The organism is Sulfitobacter sabulilitoris, assembly GCF_005887615.1.
GTDB classification, from domain to species: Bacteria; Pseudomonadota; Alphaproteobacteria; order Rhodobacterales; family Rhodobacteraceae; genus Sulfitobacter_E; species Sulfitobacter_E sabulilitoris.
Map to the genome: position 1 here is coordinate 1,455,434 of NZ_VANS01000001.1, position 15,440 is coordinate 1,470,873.

Sequence of the window (15,440 nt, forward strand, 5' to 3'; positions counted from 1 at the left end):
GACAAGATGAAGAAACTGGTTTTGACTGGCGCCGCCGGGCGCCTTGGCTCGTACCTGCGCGAACCGCTGAGCGAAATGGCCGACGAATTGATCAGCACCGATATCGTGGAGGATATCGGCATGACCTACCCGTCCGAGCGTTACATCGCCGCCGACTTGGCGAACTACGAAGAGATCGCCGCCGTGCTGGAGGGGGCCGACATGGTGGTGCATTTCGGCGCCATCGGCGACGAACGCACCTTCGAAGAGCTTTTGGGTCCCAACTTTATCGGGGCCTACAACATCTGGGAAGCCGCCTACCGCCATGGCGTGAAGCGCGTGGTCTATGCCTCGTCGATCCATGCGGTGGGCATGCACAAGAAATCGGATTTCATCGGCATCGACGCGCCGCACCGGCCCGACACCTTCTACGGCCTCGCCAAGTGCTTTGCCGAAGACCTCGCATCGATGTATTGGGACAAGCGCCAGATCGAGGCCGTGTGCCTGCGCATCCTGAGTTGCGCGCAGGTGACGAATGCCCGCGCGCTGGGGTCATGGCTGTCCTACGACGACCTTGTCCAGCTTGTCACCCGCGCCATCGACACCCCCTCGGTCGGGTTTTCGGTGGTCTATGGCGTATCGAACAACGATCGCGTGCCGGTGGACAATTCCAAGGCGTCCTTTCTGGGCTACCGCCCCAAGGACAACGCGGAATTCATGGCCGAAAAGATCCTGGCGGACGCGCCGCCCGTGGATGTCACCGACCCCGGCCAGATGTGCCACGGCGGGCCGTTTGCCAGCGTCGAGCTGGGTCAATCGGGCCTCGCCACCATGAACATCATCGACGACAAGAAAACCACCTGACCGATCGGGCGGCCCCCCAAGGCCGGCGCGTCGCGCTGACCTTTGCCGTGGCGCTGGCAGGCGCGCTGGCGTTCCGCGCGCTCGGGCTGCCGCTGCCCTGGCTGCTGGGGCCGATGGCGGGCTGTCTGGTCGCGTCGCTGTCCGGCGCCCGGCTGCACGGGATCAGGCCGCTCAACGACGCGATGCGCGCCATTCTGGGCGTCGCGGTGGGGGCCAGCTTTACGCCCGCGCTGCTGGGCGACCTGGCGGGCATGTGGCCGACCCTGGCGCTGATGCCGGTGATGATCGTGGTCATCGGCGCGCTGGGCGTGCCCTACTTCCAGCGGCTTTGGGGATATGATTTCGCCACCAGCTACTACGCCGCTATGCCCGGCGGGTTGCAGGACATGCTGCTTTTCGGACACGAGGCCGGCGGCAATCTGCGCGCGCTCTCGCTCATTCACGCGACCCGCGTGCTGGTGATCGTGGTGGCGCTGCCGGTGCTGCTGGTGCAGGTCTGGGACGCGAGCCTCGACGCGGCGCCCGGCGCCCCCATCCGCGGGATGGACCCCGGCCAGATCGCGCTGATGGCGCTGTGCGGTGTCGTGGGCTGGCGGGTGGCCAGACGTGCGGGCCTGTTCGGCGCGTCCATCCTGGGGCCGATGATCGCCACCGGCGCGCTTGCACTGGCGGGTATCCTGACCACGCCGCCCCCGGCAGAGGCGATTTTCCTTGCGCAGTTCTTTATCGGCATGGCGGTGGGCCAGGCCTATTCCGGCATCACTTGGGTCGAAGTGCGCCGCGACCTGATCGCTGGAGCGGGGTTTTGCATCGTGCTGATCGCGCTGACCCTCGCCGTGGTCGAGGTCATATGGGTCATGGATCTTGCCCCGCCACGCGAGGCGGTTCTGGCCTTTGCCCCCGGCGGGCAGGCCGAACTGGCGGTTCTGGCGCTGATCGTGGGGGCGGATATCGGCTTTGTCATCGCCCACCACGTGCTGCGCATGGTGGTCGTGATCCTCGGTGCGCCGCTTGTGGCGCGCCTGCTCGGCCCTCGCGGTCGGCGCGATGAACGGGGATGAAACCCCTGCACGCACGGCGCGCACCGGGTGACCCTCGACCACCGGGTCGCGGGCCAGCGCAATTGCGGAACAACATTCCGACACGCGGTATTGGCAGCGCGGCGTTTCGCCACTAACGTCACGACCAGGGAGAGTCGCGCAAACCCCATTCGGGGGCGCAGGCGCGGCGGAGGCGTCGGAGGAGGACCGTTCGCATGGGCACGAAAACGGCAAGGCACCTGCGCGCGGCGCGTGGGGCGAGTTGATGGCGGGACTGACCCACGAGGCCGCCGCGGCCCATGTCACAGCCACCAATCCTACCTTCAAGGTGGGCACCGCCGACATCCGCGGCGTGACCTACAAGGTGTTTGAAAACATCCCCGCCAGTGTGCCCGCCCTCTTGCCCGCAAGCCGCGCGGGCCAGGGCGACGGCGCGTGGGATTACCTGGTGTACCGGGACGAGCGCTGGACCTATGACGCCTTTTGCAATGACGTGAACCGAATGGCCCATGCGCTGATGCGTGACCTGGGCGTGACGCGCGGCCAGCCCGTCGCGATCGCCATGCGCAACTGCCCTGAACTTTTGATCCTGACGATGGCGATCGCATCGACGGGCGCGGTGGTGGTCTTCGTCAACGCGTGGTGGACCACCCAGGAGCTTGACTATGCGCTGCGCGACAGCGGGGCCAAGGTGGTCTTTGCCGATGGCGACCGGATCGCGCGGCTGGCCCCTTTGAAAACCGCGATGGACCTGCGCCTGATCGGCGTACGCGACGGCATCGGCATGGGCGACGACAGCTATGGCGCGCTTTACGCGGGCAGCACGGACACCACGTGGCCCGAGGTTCCGATCGCGCCGGAGAATGATTTCGCGGTGATGTATTCTTCGGGCACGACGGGGCACCCCAAGGGCGTGGTGCAGACCCATCGCGGGGCGGTGAACGCGGTCTTTACCTGGCTGATGCAGGCGGTGATGGCGCCGCTGATCACCCCGCCCGAGGACGGCGCGCCGCCCGCCCCGCGTCCATCGGTCCTGGTCGTCACGCCGCTGTTTCACGTCACGGCCACGCATCCGATGTTCCTGCTGAGCCTGCCCGCGGGCGCCAAGATCGCGTTGCTGCACAAATGGGATGCGTCCGAAGCCGTGCGCGTGATCCGCGACGAGGGCATCACCCGTTTTTTGGGCGTGCCGACCCAATCGGCGGACCTGATGGAGGCCGCAAGGCGGATGGGCGAGCCGTTGCCCACCCTCGACTTCATCGGTTCGGGTGGCGCCAAACGTCCGGCGGCGCAGGTCGCACAACTGGCCGAGGTCTTTCCGCGCGCGCAGGTCGCGACCGGCTGGGGCATGACCGAAACCAACGCCAACGGCATCGGCATGGCGGGCCCCGACTACATCGAACGCCCCGGCAGCGCCGGACGCCTGTATCCGCCGGTTCAGGAGCTGAAGTTCCTCGATGACCGGGGCCGGGAGGTCGCCCCCGGCGCGGTGGGCGAGATCACCGTCAAAAGCCCCTGCAACATGCGCTGCTATCTCAACAAGCCCGACGCCACGGCGGAGGTCCTGCACGAGGGATGGCTGCGCACCGGCGATCTGGGTTTCATCGACGAAGACGGCTTTGTCACCATCGTGGACCGCAAGAAGAACATCATCATCCGCGGCGGCGAAAACATCGCCTGCCTTGATGTCGAGGGCGCGCTGCACCGTCACCCTGCCGTGGCGGAGGCCTGCGCCTTTTCGGTCCCGCACGAGAGGCTGGGCGAGGTCGTGGGCGCCAGCGTGCAACTGCGCGGCGGCATGACCGTGACCCTCGACGACCTGACGGCGTTTCTGCGTGATCACATCGCCAGCTTCAAGATCCCCGCACATATCTGGTTCCGCGACACCCCCCTGCCCCGCGGCGCCACCGACAAGATAGATCGCCGCGCGCTGCGCGCGGAGTGCCTTGCCACGCTTGACGCCTGACATTCCCGAAAGGACCATTATGACCTCGCCGACAGACGCAGAGATTTCCGACCATATCGCCAAGGCGGGCCGCCGCGCATGGGAGGTGCCGGGGCTTGACCCCGCCACCCCCCGCCGCGAGGTCCGCACCGTCGGCATCATCGGCGCCGGGACAATGGGCGGCGGTATCGCGATGAATTTCGCCACCGCCGGTATCGACGTCCGCATCGTCGAGACGCAACAGGAGGCGCTGGACCGCGGCCTGGCGGTGGTGCGCGGCAATTATCAGCGCAGCGCCGACAAGGGGCGTTTTGCGCAGGACGAGGTCGAGGCGCGCATGGCGCGGTTCGACGGGCGGCTGGCGATTGCCGATCTGGCCGACTGCGACCTGGTGATCGAGGCGGTGTTCGAGGACATGGACCTCAAGAAGAAGATATTCACCGAATTGGGCCAGGTGATGAAGCCCGGTGCGATCCTGGCCACCAACACATCGGCACTCGATATCGACGAGATCGCCAGCGTCACGGGCCGGGCCGGCGACGTGATCGGGCTGCACTTCTTTTCGCCCGCCAACGTGATGAAGCTGCTTGAGATCGTGCGGGCGGGCGAAACGGCCGACGACGTTGTCGCCACCTGCATGGACCTGGCAAAGACCATCAACAAGATCGCCGTCCTGGTGGGCGTCTGCCCCGGGTTCGTGGGCAACCGGATCCTGTTCGCGCGGCAGAAACAGGCCAACAAACTGCTGTATCAGGGTGTCTTGCCCTGGGATGTGGACGCGGCGCTCAACGCCTTCGGCTTTCGCATGGGCCCGTTCCAGATGTCGGACCTTGCCGGGCTTGATATCGGCTGGTCCAAGGGCGCCAGGACAGACAACCCCATTCGCGACGCGTTGTGCGAACTGGACCGCCGCGGACAAAAGACCAAGGCGGGGTTTTACGACTACGACGAGGCGCGCACGCCGCATCCCTCGAGCGTGACGGCGGACATCATCCGCGACATCACGGGCGCCGCCCCCGCAACCATGCCGCAGGACCGGATCATCGACACCTGCATCCACCCGATGATCAACGAGGCGGTCAAGATCCTCGAAGAGAACAAGGCGCAGCGGCCCGGCGATATCGACGTTGTCTGGCTCAACGGGTACGGCTGGCCCGCCGACAAGGGCGGGCCGATGTTTTACGGCGACATGGTCGGGGCCAAGGCCGTGCTGGCCACGATGGAGCGTCTGGGCGCCGAAGACCCCGAATTCGCGCCTGCGCGGACCCTGCGCAGATTGGCCGCGGACGGCGGTAAATTCACCGAGATCGACACCGGAGGTTTAAAGGTCTGAGCCATGGCATATGAATTCATCACCACCGAAACACGCGGTCATGTCCTGATCGTGACCATGAACCGCCCCGAGGTGTACAACGCGGTTCACGCCCCCATGCACAACGAGATGGCGCAGATGTGGGACGATTTCGCCGCCGATCCCGATCTGTGGGTCGCGGTGCTGACCGGGGCGGGCGATCGGGCGTTTTCGGCCGGGAACGACCTGAAATACACCGCGTCGGGCAAGGGCGGCAGCCTGCCCGCGTCGGGGTTTGCCGGGCTGTCGAACCGGTTCGATCTGGAAAAGCCGATCATCGCGGCCGTCAACGGCTTTGCCATGGGCGGCGGCTTTGAAACCGCGCTGTCATGCGACATCATCCTGTCCGCCAATACCGCGACCTTTGCCCTGCCCGAGGTCAAAGTCGGCTTTTTCGCCGCCGCCAGCGGCGTGCAGCGCGTCAGCCGCTACATCGGCAGGCTGGCCGCACAGGAGTTGCTGTTCACCGGTCGGCACGTCAAGGCGGACGAGGCGCTGTCGCTGGGGCTGGTCAACGCGGTCTATCCGCCACAGGACCTGATGGGCGCCGCGCTCGACAAGGCAGAGGAGATCGCCTCGGTCTCGCCCTCTGCGGTGAAGGCCACGAAACGGGTTCTGAACCGCATGGCCGAACTCGAACAGTTGCCGCAAAGCCTCGAGCATAGCCGCGAGGTGATCGCCGACCTGTCGAAAACAGAGGATTTCCGCGAGGGCGTCAACGCCTTCGTCGAGAAGCGCACGCCCAACTGGGTCAACCGATAAGCCGCAATATCAAGGGGAGCACCCACATGGGACACAACCAGACGCCGTTCGAGATGAACAACCTAGAGATGTCCGACAAGGCCAAGCCGCTGCTGGCCGAGGTCATCCGCCATATCCACGATCACGTCGATCCGATCACCGAGGAATTCTACCGCCTGGGCGAAGGCCGCGCCGACCGCTGGTCCTATGCGCCGGGTCAGCTTGAGCTGCTCGACGGCGCCAAGCAAAAGGCGCGCGACGCGGGGCTTTGGAATTTTTTCCTGCCGAACGCCGAGACCGGCGAAGGCCTTGCGAACCTGGACTATGCCTATATCGCCGCCGAACTGGGCAAGAGCCCCCTGGCCTCCGAGACGTTGAACTGCTCGGCCCCTGATACCGGCAACATGGAGGTGCTGGAACGCGTCGGCACGCCCGAGCAGAAGGAGCGTTGGCTCAAACCGCTGCTGGCGGGTGAAATCCGGTCGTGCTTTGCCATGACGGAGCCGGACGTGGCCTCGTCGGATGCCAAGAACATTGCCACACGCGCGGTTCTCGATGGTGACGAATGGGTCATCAACGGCGAGAAGTTCTATATTTCCGGCGCGGGCGATCCACGCTGCAAGATCATGATCTGCATGGTCAAGACCTCGCCCGAGGCGGATGCCTTCCGCCAGCAAAGTCAGATCCTGGTGCCGATGGATACGCCGGGGGTCGAGATCCTCGGGCCGATGCATGTCTTTGGTCACGATGACGCGCCGCACGGGCACATGCATATCCGGTTGAAAGACGTGCGCGTCCCCGCCGCCAACATGCTCTGGGGCGAGGGACGCGGGTTCGAGATCAGCCAGGTCCGGCTTGGGCCGGGGCGCATCCACCATTGCATGCGGTCCATCGGGCAAGGCGAAAAGGCGCTGGACCTGTTGATGGAACGCGCGCTGGGGCGCGAGGCCTTCGGCAAGCGGATCATCGACCTGGGCAAGAACATGGAAACCATTTCCCGCGCCCGGATCGAAATCGAGGCGATGCGTCTGATGGTGCTGAAAGCGGCCAAGGCGATGGACACGCTGGGCAACAAGGAGGCGCGGATCTGGGTCAGCATGATCAAGGCGATGGTGCCCGAAAAGGTGTGCCAGATCATCGACCAGTCGATGCAGGTGCATGGCGCCACGGGCATTTCGCAGTGGTCGCCGCTCAGCCATATGTATGCAGGCCAGCGCACGCTGCGCTATGCCGACGGGCCGGACGAGGTGCATCACCACGTCGTCGCACGGGCGGAAATCCAGTCCTTCCAGTCCTCCAACACGCGAAAGGCCGCTGAATGAGCATGTTTGACCTGACCGGCAAGGTGGCCTTGTTGACCGGCGCGTCCAAGGGCATGGGGCTGGCGATGGCCACGGGGCTGGCGCAGCATGGCGCGACGGTCGTCATCTCGGCCCGCAAGCAAGACCAGCTGGACGCGGCGGCGGCGGGCATCGACCAGGCCGTGGGCGCCACACGCGCGCATGGCGTGGCCTGCAACGTCGGCTACAAGGACCAGTTGCAGGCGCTGGTGGACCGCACGCACGATATTGCCGGGCCTATCGACATCGTGGTGGGCAACGCCGGCGTGAACCCCTATTACGGCCCGACCTCGGAAATTCCCGACGACGCCTATGAAAAGACGATGGCTGCCAATGTGCAGTCGAACTTGTGGCTGGCGCAGATGGTGGCGCCGGACATGGTGACCAAGGGGGCGGGGTCGATGATGTTCACCTCGTCGATCGGGGCATTCAAGCCCTCGGTCATGCTGGGCACCTACGGCATGTCAAAGCTGGCGCTGATCGGGTTGGTGCGCAACCTGGCAGCGGAATTCGGGCCGAAGGGGATCCGGTTCAACGCGATCTGCCCCGGTCTGGTGAAAACCGACTTCGCCCGCGAGCTTTGGGACAACCCCGACGTCGCCAAACGGATCGAAAACGACATCCCCCTGCGCCGCCTGGGCGAACCCGACGACTTTGCCGGGCTTGCCGTGTACCTTGGATCGGACGCCAGCCGCTACATGACGGGTCAGGCGCTGACCGTCTGCGGCGGCTCTAACATGTGGACATAAGCCATGGATTTGAAAGATAAAATAATCGTCGTCACCGGCGCGGCGAGCGGTATCGGCCGCGCGCTGTGCCACCGCTTTGCCCAAGAGGGCGCGCGCCATGTCATCTGCGTGGACCGCGACGCCACCGGGGTCGCGCAGACCGCGGCGGACATGGGCGGCACCGCGATCACCGTCGACGTCAGCCGCGAGGCCGAGATCACGGCGATGATCGACCGGGTCGAGGCCGAGCTGGGCCCCATCGACCTGTTCTGCTCGAACGCCGGGATCTCGATCGCGGGGGGCGTCGAAGTGCCCAACGACGACTGGCAGCGGATCTGGGACATCAACGTGATGAGTCACGTCTGGGCCGCGCGCAAGCTGGTGCCGCTGATGACCGCGCGCGGCGGGGGATATCTGCTGAATACCGCGTCGGCGGCGGGCCTGCTAAACCAGGTGGGGTCGGCCCCTTACGGCGTGACCAAACATGCCGCCGTGGGGTTGGCCGAGTGGCTCGCGATGACCTATGGCGACCAGGGGATCAAGGTATCCGTTCTGTGCCCGCAGGCCGTCCGCACCGAGATGACCCGCGGGCACGAGGACCACGTCGCCGCCATCGATGGCATGATGGAGCCGGAGCCGGTGGCGGAGGCCTGCGTGCAGACCATCCGGGACGAGACGTTCCTTGTCCTGCCGCACAAGGAGGTGCTGGGCTACATGCGCCACAAGACGGCGGATTACGACCGCTGGATCGGCGGGATGCGCAAACTGAACCGGCGGTTCGGAGGATTTGAGTGAAGAACCGGGGCGCTGCCCCGGACCCCGGGATATTTGGAAACAAAAGAAGTCAAAGACGGTAGGTGGCGCGGGCGGTGCCAGAAAACATCATCGCCTGCGCTGCCTGGTCGTATTGCGCAGCCATGCGTTTGAAGGCGTTCCACAGCACCGGATAGCCGAGCGCCGTGCGGTCCACCGGGAAATTGCTTTCGAACATGCACCGCGCGGGGCCGAAGTGGTCGATCATGTGGTGAAACCATGGGGCGAAGGCCTGGGCGATTTCCTCGGAGCCCGGTGGCGCGGCGCGCAGGTGCCAGCCCCAGCCATTGTCGGGCATCGCAAGCCCGCCCAGTTTGGCCACCACGTTGGGGCATTTGGCAAGCGCGGCCATGTCGCGCCGCCACGTGTCGAAGATCGCGTCGCGCCGTCCGGCGAAACGGCCCACGCCCAGCGGCGTGGAAAGGTGATCGAGGACCAGCACCGTGTCGGGCACCGCCTGCGCGAGGGCAAGAAACTCGGCGGTCTGGGTGTGATAGTGCCAAGTGTCGTAGCTGAGCCCGCGCGCGCCCAGCCGGGCGACCCCGCGCCGGAAATCTGGATCGGCGTACAGGCCGGGCGTACCGCGGGCCGGCACGATCAACCCCGCCGGGTCGGGATCGTAGGCGCCGGAGTGTCGGATGCCCTTGAACAGCGGACCGCCCGCCGCGCGATGTGCGTCGAGCACCGCGTCGAGGTTGGGGTCGCGCAGGTCGGCATGGGCCACGATACCGGCAATCTGCGCGCGGTCGGGATGCTGGGCCATACCCGCCGCCAGACGCGCGACATGCGCCGTTTCGCCCACCGGCTGCAACGACGGCGAAGCGCCGCGACCATAGAAGGAGCGGCATTCAACATAGACCGTTTGCACCACGTTGTGCCCCGCACCGGTGTCGGACCAAAGCGCCGCCAGATCGTAGACGGTATCGCCGTGCACCCACAGGTGATGGTGAGGATCGACGATGTCGCGCCGTGGATCGAGGATGGGTTCAGTGGTTTGCGCGAGCCAGTCGTCGCGCCGCTCCATCCCCGGGGTCCAAGTCATTTCTTTCGTTTGATGGGGCGCATCAGCCCTTCCTGCGCGGTGCTGGCGACGAGAACCCCGTTGCGGTTGAAGATCGAACCGCGGTTGAAGCCGCGCGCGTGCCCGGTGAAGGGCGCATCCATCGAATAGAGGTGCCAGTCGTCGAACTGGACCGGCGCGTGAAACCACATCGCGTGGTCAAGGCTGGCCGTCATCACCTCGCCCTTGAACCACGTCAGCCCATGCGGGCGCAGCGACGATCCCAGAAGGTTCATGTCGGAGGCGTAAGCCAACAGGCAATGTTGCATCATTGCGGGCTGGCCCCTGGCCGCCTCCATCCGGAACCACAGGTGGTTGCGGTCGTCTGCCGGTTCGGGTTGAATTATGTCGCGCGGTGCGACCTCGCGCAGTTCGATCGGGCGCTGGCGCAGGAAATCCTTGCGGAATTTTTCCGGGATCTGGTCGACGTCGCGGTCGCGCAGTTCCTCGCGGTTCAGCAGACCGTCGGGGCCATCGACCTGCGGCATCCTGTGCTGATAGTCCCAGCCGTCCTCGTCGATGTGGAACGACGCGGACATGTTCAGGATCTGCTTGCCATGCTGGATCGCCACCACGCGGCGGGTGGTGAAACTGCCGCCGTCGCGGGCGCGGTCGACCTGGTAGATCACCGGGATCGCCGGATCGCCGGGGCGGATGAAATACGCGTGCAGCGAATGACAGGTGCGGTCGGGCACCGTGCGGTAGGCGGCCATCAGCGCCTGCGCGATCACGTGGCCGCCAAAGATCCGGGTGCTCGTCTCGCCACCCGATCCGATGCCGCGAAACAGATCGACCTCAAGCTGTTCGATGTCCAGAAGATCAAGCAATTCTTGCGCCACGGCGTCGGTCATTTGGGGTCGTCCTTTTGGCTGCGGGCGGCGGCATAGGCGATGAACGTGTCAAAGCTGTCGGGGTTGGCCATGCTGTCACGGTTGACGATCCGGTCCGGATCGCCGCCCAGAAGCAGCTTCTTTACAGGCACTTCCAGCTTTTTGCCAGAGAGCGTGCGCGGCACCTCCGGCACCTCGACGATCTCGTTGGGAACAAAGCGCGCCGACACGTTCGCGCGGATCGCGGCGTTGATCTTGGCCTTGAGTGCGTCATCGACGGCCACGCCAGGGCGCGGCACCACGAAAAGCGGCATGAAGCTGTCGCGGCCCAGGAACTCAAGATCGACGACCAGTGAATCCTGGATTTCCTCCAGCCCCTCGACGGCCTGGTAAATCTCGGCGCTGCCCAGGCGCAGCCCGCGCCGGTTGATCGTGGCGTCCGAGCGACCGTAGATCACCGATCCGCCCCTCTCGTTGATCTCGATCCAGTCGCCGTGCCGCCAGATGCCGGGATAGGTGTCGAAATAGCTGTCGTGCAGGCGGCTGCCGTCCGTGTCGCCCCAGAAATAGAGCGGCATCGACGGCAGGGGTTCGGTGCAGACCAATTCGCCCACCTGGCCGATCAATTCGCGGCCCTCCTCGTCAAAGGCGCGCACGGCATTGCCCAGTGCGCGGCACTGCATCTCGCCGGCGCGCACGGGCATCATCGGGTGGCCCAGCACGAAGGCCCCCGCCAGATCCGTGCCGCCCGAGATCGGCGCCAGCCACACGTCCGGCTTCACATCGCGGTAGATCCAGTCGTAGGCATCCGATGACAGCGGCGATCCGGTAGACCCGAGCGAGCGCAGATACGACAGGTCCACGTCCTCTCGCGGGGTGACGCCGGCCTTCATGCAGCCGGAAAAGAACGCGGCCCCGGCACCGAAAAACGTCAGCCGCTCTTGCGCGACAAAGCGCCAGACGACGCCCATGTCGGGATGGTTCGGCGCCCCGTCGAAAAGGGCGACCGTCGCCCCCTGCCCCAGCGCCATCCACTGGGCGTTCCACATGATCCAGCCCGAGGACGTCATCCAGCAAAAGCGGTCGCGCGGCGTCAGGTCGTGATGCAGCGACTGCTTGGCCGCCTCCAGCACGATACCGCCATGGCCATGCACGATGGGTTTGGGGTTGCCCGTGGTGCCCGAGGAATAGACGATCCAGAGCGGATGATCGAAGGGCACGGGCGTCGGCGTGAAATCCGCCGCGCGCTGGATCAGGTCGGCCCAGGCAACGCGCCCCGGCGCAAGGTCGCGAATGACCGGCACCATGACGACCTGGCCGAGGCTTGGCAGGTTGCCGACGATATCCTCGATCACGTCGCTGCGGTCGATGGTCTTGCCCGCATGGACATAGCCGTCTTGTGCGATCAGCACCTTGGGGTCGATCTGGCGGAACCGGTCGAGAATGGCGACGTGGCCCATGTCGGGCGCGCAGATCGACCAGACGGCGCCGATGCTGGCGCTGGCCAGAAACGCCACCAGCGCGACCTCGGTATTGGGCAGGATCGCGACGACCCGGTCGCCCTGCCCCACGCCCATGTCGCGCAGATGCGCGGCGACACCGGCCACCTGCGCGCGCAAGTCCCGCCACGTCAGTTCGGACCGGCCAAAAGTTTCCGACTGGACCACAAGCGCCGCCGCGTCCGGACTGTCATCGGCATGGCGCAGGATCTGGTCGGTGTAGTTCAGCATCGCACCCGGGCACCATTCGGCACCGGGCATCTGGCGCTTGGCGATGAACCGCGTGCAGGGCACGCTGGCGCGGATGTCGAAGAAGTCCCAGATCGCGGACCAGAAGGCATCGAGATCCGTGATGCTCCAGGTCCACATCGCGTTGTAGTGGTCGAACGTCAGGCCACGATGGTCTTTCAGCCAGCGCATGAACTGCGCCATCGTGGAGGCCTCGGCGCGCTCGGTCGTCGGCTGCCACAGGATGTCGCCCTGCGCGCTCATCCGACCAGCGCCCCATGCACCAGCGCCTTGAGCTGCGGGCGCGCGGGATAGCTGCTGGACGGCGAAAGCTGGGTGAAAAAGACGACCGACAGGTCCAGCACCGGATCGACCCAGAAAAACGTCGAGGCCATGCCGCCCCAACTGAAATCGCCGATGCTGCCGGGGACGCGGGCGCGCGCAGGGTCCAGAACCACGGCCCCGCCAAGACCGAAGCCCATTCCCTCCATCGGCTGTTCGGCAAAGCTGGCCACGCCCATCGACGCGATATCGCCGGGCAGGTGATTGCGCATCATGAAACCCAGCGTGCGCGGCGACAAAATCCGCGTCTCGCCGTTGGTGCCGCCCCTTCGGAGCATCTCGCAAAAGGCCATGTAGTCGTCGATGGTGCCAACAAGCCCGCCGCCGCCCGACTGCATCGTCGCCGCCTCGAACGGCGACCGGCCCGCCACGTCCACAAGCCGCAGCGGATCGTCGCCTTTCCGCGCCGCGTTCAGCGCCATCGCGCCCCCCGCCAGCGGCGTGTAAAGCGATGCGAAACGATCGCCGGTGCCTTCGGGCACGGAAAACCGGGTCTGATCCATGCCCAGCGGCGTCAGGATCTCGGCCTCGAAAAACTCCGCCAGCGATTGCCCCGACACCACCTCGACCACGCGGCCCAGCACGTCGATGGCGACCGAATATTCCCAGCGGCTTCCGGGCTTGAAGGCCAGGGGCAGCGCGGCCAGCCGCTCTGTCATCGCGGCCAGCGATCCCTGATCGGGGCGGAACAGGATGTCCTCCTCCTCCATGGCCTGGGGCAGCACGCCGGGATTGAACGGATAGCTCAGGCCGGCGGTATGCGTCAGAAGCTGGTGGAGTGTGGGCGTCGCGCAGGGCTCGGTCTGGTCGATGCGGGTGGCACCGGGGATCAGCGCGCGCATGTCGCGAAACGCCGGGATGAACTCTCCGAGCGGGGCATCGAGGTGCAACAGCCCGTGTTCGGCCAGCATCATCAGCGCGACGGAGGTCACCGGCTTGGTCATCGAGTAGATGCGGGCCACGGTATCGCGCTCGAACGGCAGATCCGCCGCGATGTTGCGCTGCCCGGCGGCGTGAAAAAATACCTCCTGTCCCCCCTGGGCGATCAGGACCGACGCGCCCGCGAATTTCCGGCTATCGACATAAGACTGCATCCAGGTGGCGATCCGGTCCAGCCGGTCGGTGTCAAAGCGCGGATGCGCGGGGCGGCTCATGTCCATGGTCGGTGCCTTTCGTCGGTGATGCGTCTAGCCGATCATGCGGCGCATGGCGGCGGTTGTCTCGTCGGTGAACCAGCCGTCCTCGGGCGCATTTGCCCCGGCGGCGATGGCGGCCTCGATCCGGGCGATTGTGTCGCCGCGGATCTGGCGTTTGACCGCAGCATAGGCGCGCGGCGGATGACCCGCCAGACCGTGCGCCGTGGACAGCGCGGTTTCCATCAGCTCGCCTTCCTCGGCCAGCGTGTCGACGATGCCGGCGCGCGCCGCCGTCTCCGCCCCGATGGGCTGCCCCGACAGCATCAGGCGGCGCAGCATTTCGGGGGACAGCGTTGCACGGGCGATCTCCATCGGACCGACGGGAAAATCGACGCCGACGCGCACTTCGGCCAGCCCAAGCTGCGCACGCGGGGTCGCCACGCGCATGTCGCTGGCCAATCCGAAGAACAGCCCGCCGGCGATCGCCGCTCCGCCCAGGGCGGCGACCGTCGGCTTGGGACAGGCGAAAAGCCGCAGGAACCCGGTATTGAGCCCCTCGACAACCGCCTGTTGCGCAGCCAGGTCGAAGCCTTGCGCCTCTTTCAGGTCAAGCCCCGCGGAAAACACCTTGAACGCGGACCTGATCACCACCGCGCGTACAGCGTCGTCGGCGGCCAGTTGATCCATCAGCGCGCCAAACTCCATCAGCAGTGCCGGCGACAGCGCGTTCACCGGTGCGCGGTTCAGCGTGACGATGGCAATGCCCCCCGGCTTGTCCTCGCGCAAAAGCAGATCGGTATCGCTCATTGTCTCCCCCTCGGTCCGCATGTTGGCGTTGACAGGGTTTCCCATGCAAACATAACGTTTTCAAATGTTTTCGCCGCCCTGCCGCGCGGCCCCAGGACGACCGGAGACCGCCGATGAAACTGTATTTCGCCCCTCACACCCGCGCCCTTCGCATCGCCTGGCTGCTCGAGGAACTCGGCCTGCCGTACACGCTTGAGCGTTTCGCCCTCGGCGACCCGGCGATGCGCGACCCGCGCTACCGGGCGGTGCATCCGATGGGCCGGGTGCCCGCGCTTGAGGATGGCGACGTCACCCTGTTCGAGAGCGGCGCCATCGTTCAATACCTGCTGGCCCGACATGGCAACGGGCGGCTGCACCCGGCGGCGGATGCGCCGGAATTCCCCGCCTACCTGCAATGGCTGCACTATGCCGAAGGGATGATCATGCCGCATGTGAACATCGTCACGGTCGAGACGATCCTGCTGCCGCCCGACCGCCGCAACGAGGTGAACGTGAAACGCGCGCGCAAGCTGCTGACGCAGATGCTGGGCGCGGTGAACGACCGGCTGACGGATCACGACTATCTTGCGGGTGACTTCACCGCCGCCGATATCATGACCGGCCATGCGGTGATCGGGGCGGTGCGGTCGGGTGCCGATGTATCGGACCTGCCGCACATCCAGCCCTATATCGACCGCCTGACGGCGCGACCTGCCTTGGAACGGGCGCTGGCGCTGTAGTCGCAGAACCGGCCGGAG

The 15,440-nt window shown here is 66.0% G+C and carries 14 protein-coding genes; 9 read left to right on the top strand and 5 right to left on the bottom strand.

Annotated elements, in window-relative coordinates; genetic code table 11:
- Positions 1-6 precede the first annotated feature (6 nt).
- The 8 genes from FDT80_RS06915 (at position 7) to FDT80_RS06950 (ending at position 8,783) form a co-directional block, all read left to right on the top strand.
- Positions 7-843, top strand: a complete 837-nt coding sequence (locus FDT80_RS06915; RefSeq protein WP_138661451.1) for an NAD-dependent epimerase/dehydratase family protein — start codon at positions 7-9, stop codon at positions 841-843.
- Complete coding sequence (locus FDT80_RS06920) at positions 840-1,904, top strand: AbrB family transcriptional regulator (protein ID WP_170311824.1); 1,065 nt, start codon at positions 840-842, stop codon at positions 1,902-1,904. Before FDT80_RS06915 ends, FDT80_RS06920 begins: the two co-directional genes overlap by 4 nt.
- Before the next feature lie 244 nt (positions 1,905-2,148).
- The gene (locus tag FDT80_RS06925) at positions 2,149-3,849 is read left to right on the top strand and encodes a class I adenylate-forming enzyme family protein (RefSeq protein WP_138661452.1); all 1,701 of its coding nucleotides are present in this window, start codon (positions 2,149-2,151) and stop codon (positions 3,847-3,849) included.
- 19 nt (positions 3,850-3,868) lie between these two features.
- Positions 3,869-5,161 (top strand): 3-hydroxyacyl-CoA dehydrogenase, encoded by a 1,293-nt coding sequence (locus tag FDT80_RS06930; RefSeq protein ID WP_138661453.1) that lies wholly within the window; start codon positions 3,869-3,871, stop codon positions 5,159-5,161.
- 3 nt (positions 5,162-5,164) lie between these two features.
- The gene (locus FDT80_RS06935) at positions 5,165-5,941 is read left to right on the top strand and encodes an enoyl-CoA hydratase-related protein (RefSeq protein ID WP_138661454.1); all 777 of its coding nucleotides are present in this window, start codon (positions 5,165-5,167) and stop codon (positions 5,939-5,941) included.
- 53 nt (positions 5,942-5,994) lie between these two features.
- Positions 5,995-7,242, top strand: a complete 1,248-nt coding sequence (locus FDT80_RS06940) for an acyl-CoA dehydrogenase family protein (RefSeq protein WP_138661818.1) — start codon at positions 5,995-5,997, stop codon at positions 7,240-7,242.
- A complete protein-coding gene (locus tag FDT80_RS06945; RefSeq protein WP_138661455.1) occupies positions 7,239-8,009 on the top strand; it encodes an SDR family NAD(P)-dependent oxidoreductase in 771 nt (256 codons plus the stop codon). The genes FDT80_RS06940 and FDT80_RS06945 overlap by 4 nt, the downstream gene beginning before the upstream one ends.
- A gap of 3 nt (positions 8,010-8,012) precedes the next feature.
- Positions 8,013-8,783 (top strand): SDR family oxidoreductase, encoded by a 771-nt coding sequence (locus FDT80_RS06950; RefSeq protein WP_138661456.1) that lies wholly within the window; start codon positions 8,013-8,015, stop codon positions 8,781-8,783.
- A 49-nt stretch (positions 8,784-8,832) separates the two neighbouring features.
- Here the strand turns inward: FDT80_RS06950 and FDT80_RS06955 are convergent, their stop codons facing one another.
- Genes FDT80_RS06955 through FDT80_RS06975 form a run of 5 tightly spaced genes read right to left on the bottom strand, consistent with a single transcriptional unit; the run spans position 8,833 to position 14,703 of the window.
- Positions 8,833-9,843 carry an amidohydrolase family protein gene (locus FDT80_RS06955; RefSeq protein WP_212733842.1) on the bottom strand — a complete coding sequence of 337 codons (1,011 nt, stop codon included), beginning with the start codon at positions 9,841-9,843 and terminating at the stop codon, positions 8,833-8,835.
- Positions 9,840-10,712 (bottom strand): acyl-CoA thioesterase, encoded by an 873-nt coding sequence (locus FDT80_RS06960; RefSeq protein ID WP_138661457.1) that lies wholly within the window; start codon positions 10,710-10,712, stop codon positions 9,840-9,842. The genes FDT80_RS06955 and FDT80_RS06960 overlap by 4 nt, the downstream gene beginning before the upstream one ends.
- Positions 10,709-12,682 (bottom strand): acetoacetate--CoA ligase, encoded by a 1,974-nt coding sequence (locus tag FDT80_RS06965; protein ID WP_138661458.1) that lies wholly within the window; start codon positions 12,680-12,682, stop codon positions 10,709-10,711. Before FDT80_RS06965 ends, FDT80_RS06960 begins: the two co-directional genes overlap by 4 nt.
- Positions 12,679-13,914, bottom strand: a complete 1,236-nt coding sequence (locus tag FDT80_RS06970) for a serine hydrolase domain-containing protein (protein ID WP_246039909.1) — start codon at positions 13,912-13,914, stop codon at positions 12,679-12,681. The genes FDT80_RS06965 and FDT80_RS06970 overlap by 4 nt, the downstream gene beginning before the upstream one ends.
- A 33-nt stretch (positions 13,915-13,947) precedes the next feature.
- Entirely contained in the window at positions 13,948-14,703 is a 756-nt protein-coding gene (locus tag FDT80_RS06975) for an enoyl-CoA hydratase/isomerase family protein (RefSeq protein ID WP_138661459.1), read from the bottom strand.
- 113 nt (positions 14,704-14,816) lie between these two features.
- On the opposite strand from FDT80_RS06975, the gene FDT80_RS06980 reads away from it, so the two are divergent.
- Positions 14,817-15,422, top strand: a complete 606-nt coding sequence (locus FDT80_RS06980) for a glutathione S-transferase family protein (protein WP_138661460.1) — start codon at positions 14,817-14,819, stop codon at positions 15,420-15,422.
- The last annotated feature ends 18 nt before the right edge of the window (positions 15,423-15,440 follow it).

Excerpts from the sequence above, each read along its gene's own strand:
- FDT80_RS06950 (WP_138661456.1), top strand. The coding sequence starts at position 8,013 with ATGGATTTGAAAGATAAAATAATCGTCGTCACCGGCGCGGCGAGCGGT.
- FDT80_RS06965 (WP_138661458.1), bottom strand. The coding sequence starts at position 12,682 with ATGAGCGCGCAGGGCGACATCCTGTGGCAGCCGACGACCGAGCGCGCC.
- FDT80_RS06975 (WP_138661459.1), bottom strand. The coding sequence starts at position 14,703 with ATGAGCGATACCGATCTGCTTTTGCGCGAGGACAAGCCGGGGGGCATT.
- FDT80_RS06955 (WP_212733842.1), bottom strand. The coding sequence starts at position 9,843 with ATGACTTGGACCCCGGGGATGGAGCGGCGCGACGACTGGCTCGCGCAA.
- FDT80_RS06960 (WP_138661457.1), bottom strand. The coding sequence starts at position 10,712 with ATGACCGACGCCGTGGCGCAAGAATTGCTTGATCTTCTGGACATCGAA.
- FDT80_RS06940 (WP_138661818.1), top strand. The coding sequence starts at position 5,995 with ATGAACAACCTAGAGATGTCCGACAAGGCCAAGCCGCTGCTGGCCGAG.
- FDT80_RS06935 (WP_138661454.1), top strand. The coding sequence starts at position 5,165 with ATGGCATATGAATTCATCACCACCGAAACACGCGGTCATGTCCTGATC.
- FDT80_RS06945 (WP_138661455.1), top strand. The coding sequence starts at position 7,239 with ATGAGCATGTTTGACCTGACCGGCAAGGTGGCCTTGTTGACCGGCGCG.
- FDT80_RS06970 (WP_246039909.1), bottom strand. The coding sequence starts at position 13,914 with ATGAGCCGCCCCGCGCATCCGCGCTTTGACACCGACCGGCTGGACCGG.
- FDT80_RS06925 (WP_138661452.1), top strand. The coding sequence starts at position 2,149 with ATGGCGGGACTGACCCACGAGGCCGCCGCGGCCCATGTCACAGCCACC.
- FDT80_RS06915 (WP_138661451.1), top strand. The coding sequence starts at position 7 with ATGAAGAAACTGGTTTTGACTGGCGCCGCCGGGCGCCTTGGCTCGTAC.
- FDT80_RS06930 (WP_138661453.1), top strand. The coding sequence starts at position 3,869 with ATGACCTCGCCGACAGACGCAGAGATTTCCGACCATATCGCCAAGGCG.
- FDT80_RS06980 (WP_138661460.1), top strand. The coding sequence starts at position 14,817 with ATGAAACTGTATTTCGCCCCTCACACCCGCGCCCTTCGCATCGCCTGG.